Annotated in this window: 6 protein-coding genes; 1 reads left to right on the top strand and 5 read right to left on the bottom strand. The window is 60.3% G+C overall.

Going from position 1 to position 4,870, the window contains the following annotated elements; translation table 11 throughout:
* Positions 1-94: 94 nt before the first annotated feature.
* The 5 genes from PMI23_RS27880 to dadA all read right to left on the bottom strand — a co-directional run bounded on the left by PMI23_RS27880 (position 95) and on the right by dadA (position 4,128).
* Entirely contained in the window at positions 95-511 is a 417-nt protein-coding gene (locus PMI23_RS27880; protein WP_042705063.1) for a c-type cytochrome, read from the bottom strand.
* A gap of 181 nt (positions 512-692) precedes the next feature.
* Positions 693-1,241: a cupin domain-containing protein gene (locus tag PMI23_RS27875; protein ID WP_007920393.1), complete on the bottom strand. Its 549-nt coding sequence runs from the start codon at positions 1,239-1,241 to the stop codon at positions 693-695.
* Between the two features lie 88 nt (positions 1,242-1,329).
* Complete coding sequence (alr, locus tag PMI23_RS27870) at positions 1,330-2,403, bottom strand: alanine racemase (protein ID WP_007920392.1); 1,074 nt, start codon at positions 2,401-2,403, stop codon at positions 1,330-1,332.
* Positions 2,404-2,498: 95 nt separating this feature from the next.
* On the bottom strand, positions 2,499-2,852 hold the full coding sequence (locus tag PMI23_RS27865; RefSeq protein WP_007920391.1) for a RidA family protein: 354 nt from the start codon (positions 2,850-2,852) through the stop codon (positions 2,499-2,501).
* Positions 2,824-4,128: a D-amino acid dehydrogenase gene (gene dadA, locus PMI23_RS27860; RefSeq protein ID WP_007920390.1), complete on the bottom strand. Its 1,305-nt coding sequence runs from the start codon at positions 4,126-4,128 to the stop codon at positions 2,824-2,826. Before dadA ends, PMI23_RS27865 begins: the two co-directional genes overlap by 29 nt.
* Positions 4,129-4,282: 154 nt before the next feature.
* On the opposite strand from dadA, the gene PMI23_RS27855 reads away from it, so the two are divergent.
* Entirely contained in the window at positions 4,283-4,771 is a 489-nt protein-coding gene (locus tag PMI23_RS27855) for an Lrp/AsnC ligand binding domain-containing protein (protein WP_003177284.1), read from the top strand.
* Positions 4,772-4,870 lie beyond the last annotated feature (99 nt).

The following is a 4,870-nucleotide window of genomic DNA, read 5'->3' as shown; positions in this document are numbered from 1 at the left end:
CCCTCTCCCTCCGGGAGAGGGCTGGGGTGAGGGCTACTAAATCGCAGGCACAAAAAAACCGTCCGAAGACGGTTTTTTTCGTCAGAAGCGCGGCTTATTTCAGGCCGGACATCTTCTGGATTGCACCTTTCAACTCTTCATCCGAGCAATCGGCGCAGGTGCCTTTCGGTGGCATCGAGTTAATACCGGTGATGGCCTTGGCCAGGATGCCGTCGAGGCCGCCTTGATGATCAGCGCGCTCTTGCCAAGCCGCCTTGTCACCGATTTTTGGTGCGCCCAGCAGGCCTGTGCCGTGGCAAGCATTGCAGTGCTTGGCAATCACATCATCAGGGGACTTCGCCCCGCCACCACCACCTGCGGAAGCGGCAACTTCCATCCCTTTGCATTCCTGCCCTTGAACACACACCTGGCCGACCGGCTCGAGGCGTTTGGCAATGTCGTCATTCGTCGCAGCTTGAGCGCTGACAGCCCAGAGGGCCAGTACGGTTGCTGGTGCAGCCAGCATTTTCATAATTAGGTTCACGCGTTCACCCTCAATGGTGGCTATTCACGCCTGCGGCCACGGTTCGCAGGCGGGCGGAAGTATAGCGGGTAGCCCGTCACACTGAAACAACCCCATAGTCGAAGGGGTTATACCGCACGGTAGAAAAACGGTCCGGATGCCTTTGCCATCATGGCTTGGCACCTCTTTGTTAAAAATTCGCCGGCGTGGCTGCGCTGATTAGTCGCGCAGGCGCGTCGAACGGATTACGGAAACGATGCGGCTTGGTACTTTCAAAGTAGTAGCTGTCGCCGGCTTCGAGAATAAAAGTTTCCAGACCCACCACCAGTTCCAGACGACCTTCCACCAGAATCCCGGTTTCCTCGCCTTCATGGGTGAGCATTTCTTCGCCGGTATCGGCGCCCGGCGGGTAGATTTCATTGAGGAAGGCGATGGCGCGGCTGGGGTGCGCGCGGCCGACCAGTTTCATGGTCACGGCGCCGTCGGAAATGTCGATCAGCTCGTTGGCCTTGTAGACGATCTGGGTCGGGACTTCCTGCAGGATTTCTTCGGAAAAGAACTCGACCATGGACATGGGGATGCCGCCCAGTACCTTCCTCAGCGAACTGATCGAAGGGCTGACGCTGTTCTTTTCGATCATCGAAATGGTGCTGTTGGTGACGCCCGCGCGTTTGGCGAGTTCACGCTGGGAAAGCCCTTTGAGCTTGCGGATCGATTGCAGTCGTTCACCGACGTCCAAGGCGGGAGCCTCCTGATGTTGTAAGAATATTGAGCGTTATCATGGCGACAGCGTTCAGTATTTACAACACTTGGCCCCCGCAGCGGCGTTAACCCTCGGAATAGAGCCTTGGCACTCGGCGCAGATTGCAAAAGATCTGGTACGGAATGGTGTCGGCCCACTGCGCCACTTCACTGGCGAGGATATTTTTGCCCCACAATTCGACGCTCGAACCGAGGTCGGCTTGCGGCACATCGGTCAGATCGATGCAGAGCATGTCCATCGACACGCGACCGAGAATGCGGCTGCGCTTGCCAGCCACCAAAACCGGCGTGCCGGTCGGCGCCTGACGCGGGTAGCCATCGGCGTAACCCATGGCGACCACGCCGATGCGCATCGGCTTGTCGGTGATGAATTTGGCGCCGTAGCCGATCGGCTCGCCGGCGGGCAGCTCACGCACACAGATGACTTTCGATTCGAGGGTCATCACCGGTTGCAGGCGCTCGGCCACGGCGTTGGCTTCTTCGAACGGGGTCGCGCCATAAAGCATGATGCCCGGGCGCACCCAATCGCTGTGAATCTGCGGCCAACCGAGCACAGCCGGCGAGTTGCGCAAGCTGACTTCCGCCGCCAGGCCCTGACGCGCCGCTTCAAACACCGCAACCTGCTCGGTGCTGCTCTGCGCGTGCAGTTCATCGGCGCGGGCGAAGTGGCTCATCAAGACGATTTTCGCCACTTTGCCGCTGGCCAGCAGCCGTTGATAGGCTGCCGGGTAATCCTTGGGATGCAGACCGACACGGTGCATGCCCGAATCAAGCTTCAGCCACACGGTAATCGGCTTGCTCAGCGTCGCCTGCTCAATTGCTTCGAGCTGCCACAGCGAATGCACCACGGTCCAGAAATCATGCTCGACGATCAACGCCAGCTCATCGGCTTCGAAGATGCCTTCGAGCAACAACACCGGGGCCTTGATGCCGGCCGCGCGCAACTCCAGCGCTTCTTCGATGCAAGCGACGGCAAAACCGTCGGCCTCGGCTTCCAGCGCCTGCGCGCAACGCACCGCGCCATGGCCATAGGCATCGGCCTTGATCACCGCAAGCGCCTTGGCGCCGGTGACTTCGCGGGCAATTCGGTAGTTGTGGCGCAGGGCTTCTAGGTCGATCAGGGCACGGGCAGGACGCATGGCGGCAGACTTCTAGGCGGTCATGGGAAGAAAAACCGGCGCCGACTGACGACGTGAACCGCCAACAGCGCCGGGAGAGGGATCTTTACAACGGCTTACGGCAGCGCGGCGACGATAGAGATTTCTACCAGGATGCTCGGCTTGGCCATTTTCGCTTCGACGGTGGCACGGGCCGGGGCGGCGCCTTTGGGCAGCCACTGATCCCACACCGAGTTCATCCCGGCAAAGTGTGCTTCGATGTCGTTCAGGTAGATCGTCGCCGACAGCAGATGCTCTTTGTCGGTGCCAGCCAGATCGAGCAAGCGCTCGATATTGGCCAGTACCTCGCGGGTCTGCTGTTCAACCCCGGCATCAAAGTCGTCGCCGACCTGCCCGGCCAGATACACGGTGCCGTTGTGGCTGACGATCTGACTCATGCGCTCATTGGTGAGCTGGCGCTGGATTGACATGTTTTGCGGACTCCTGGGTCTTGTTGCCGTAACGGGAAATATCGAGGCCTTCGGCGCTGATCTGCGGCTTTTTCTTTGCCATCAGGTCGGCCAGCAAACGACCGGAACCGCACGCCATGGTCCAACCGAGCGTGCCGTGACCGGTGTTGAGGAACAGGTTCTTGAACGGCGTGGCGCCAACGATCGGCGTGCCGTCCGGGGTGGTCGGACGCAGACCGGTCCAGAAACTCGCCTCGGCCAGATTACCGCCCTGAGGATAAAGGTCGTTGACGATCATCTCCAGGGTTTCGCGGCGGCGCGGGTTCAGCGACAGGTCAAAACCGGCGATCTCGGCCATGCCGCCAACGCGGATGCGGTTGTCGAAACGGGTGATCGCGACTTTGTAGGTCTCGTCGAGAATAGTCGAGGTCGGAGCCATCGCCGGGTTGGTGATCGGCACGGTCAGCGAGTAACCCTTGAGCGGATACACCGGGGCCTTGATGCCCAGCGGCTTGAGCAATTGCGGCGAATAGCTGCCGAGGGCCAGCACGTAGCGGTCGGCGGTTTCCAGTTTGCCGTCGATCCACACGCCGTTGATGCGATCACCGGCGTAGTCGAGTTTCTGGATGTCCTGGCCGAAGCGGAATTCGACACCGAGTTTCACTGCCATTTCGGCGAGACGCGTGGTGAAGATCTGGCAGTCGCCAGTCTGGTCATTCGGCAGGCGCAGGGCGCCGGCGAGGATGTCAGTGACACCTGCCAGCGCTGGCTCGACGCGGGCAATGCCGGCGCGATCAAGGACTTCAAACGGCACGCCGGATTCTTTCAGCACGGCGATGTCTTTGGCGGCGTTATCCAGTTGCGCCTGGGTGCGGAACAATTGAGTGGTGCCGAGGCTGCGGCCTTCGTAGGCGATGCCGGTTTCGGCGCGCAATTCATCGAGGCAGTCGCGGCTGTACTCGGACAGACGCACCATGCGCTCCTTGTTCACCGCGTAACGGCTGGCGGTGCAGTTGCGCAGCATCTGCGCCATCCACAGGTACTGGTCGATGTCGGCAGTGGCCTTGATCGCGAGAGGGGCGTGGCGTTGCAGCAGCCACTTGATCGCCTTCAGCGGTACGCCCGGCGCGGCCCACGGCGAGGCGTAGCCCGGCGAGACCTGGCCGGCGTTGGCGAAACTGGTCTCCATGGCCGCAGCGGGCTGCCGGTCGACCACCACCACTTCAAACCCGGCACGGGCCAGATAGTAAGCACTGGCGGTACCGATGACGCCGCTACCCAAGACCATAACGCGCATTTTGTATCCCTCATCGCGGCTTTTCGCCGAGCTGTGTTGTTAGAGCAATGATGCGCGCAGTGTAAAAAAGAAATGCCAGTGCTTTTCACTATATAAGCGCCTATATTTGGCGACAATTCTCGGCAAAAACCCTTTTCACGGAGGCGCATCCCCTATGCGTACCAACACTCAGACCAAACGTGAGCTGGACAAGATCGACCGCAACATCTTGCGGATCCTGCAGGCGGACGGGCGGATTTCCTTTACCGAACTCGGGGAAAAGGTCGGCCTCTCCACCACGCCGTGCACCGAGCGGGTAAGGCGTCTGGAGCGCGAAGGAATCATCATGGGCTACAACGCCCGGCTGAATCCGCAGCACTTGAAGGGTAGCTTGCTGGTGTTTGTCGAGATCAGCCTCGACTACAAATCCGGCGACACTTTCGAAGAGTTCCGCCGCGCGGTGCTGAAATTGCCGCACGTGCTGGAATGTCATTTGGTGTCAGGGGATTTCGACTATCTGGTGAAGGCGCGGATTTCCGAGATGGCTTCGTACCGCAAACTGCTGGGCGACATTCTGCTGAAGCTGCCGCATGTGCGGGAGTCGAAGAGTTATATCGTGATGGAAGAGGTGAAGGAGAGCCTGAGCCTGCCGATTCCAGACTGAGCACCGCGACGATCGTTCCCGCGCTCTGCGTGGGAATGCCTCTTCGGACGCTCCGCGTTCGGCATTTGGGACGCAGAGCGTCCCGGGCTGCATTCCCAC

Source organism: Pseudomonas sp. GM24 (genome assembly GCF_000282235.1).
Lineage (GTDB): Bacteria > Pseudomonadota > Gammaproteobacteria > Pseudomonadales > Pseudomonadaceae > Aquipseudomonas.
Note: the sequence above shows the minus strand (reverse complement) of the source record. Positions and strands in the feature narration are given on the sequence as shown.

Bases quoted from the DNA above. Each gene is read 5' to 3' on its own strand.
- alr (WP_007920392.1), bottom strand. From the start codon at position 2,403: ATGCGTCCTGCCCGTGCCCTGATCGACCTAGAAGCCCTGCGCCACAAC.
- dadA (WP_007920390.1), bottom strand. From the start codon at position 4,128: ATGCGCGTTATGGTCTTGGGTAGCGGCGTCATCGGTACCGCCAGTGCT.
- PMI23_RS27880 (WP_042705063.1), bottom strand. From the start codon at position 511: ATGAAAATGCTGGCTGCACCAGCAACCGTACTGGCCCTCTGGGCTGTC.
- PMI23_RS27855 (WP_003177284.1), top strand. From the start codon at position 4,283: ATGCGTACCAACACTCAGACCAAACGTGAGCTGGACAAGATCGACCGC.
- PMI23_RS27865 (WP_007920391.1), bottom strand. From the start codon at position 2,852: ATGTCAATCCAGCGCCAGCTCACCAATGAGCGCATGAGTCAGATCGTC.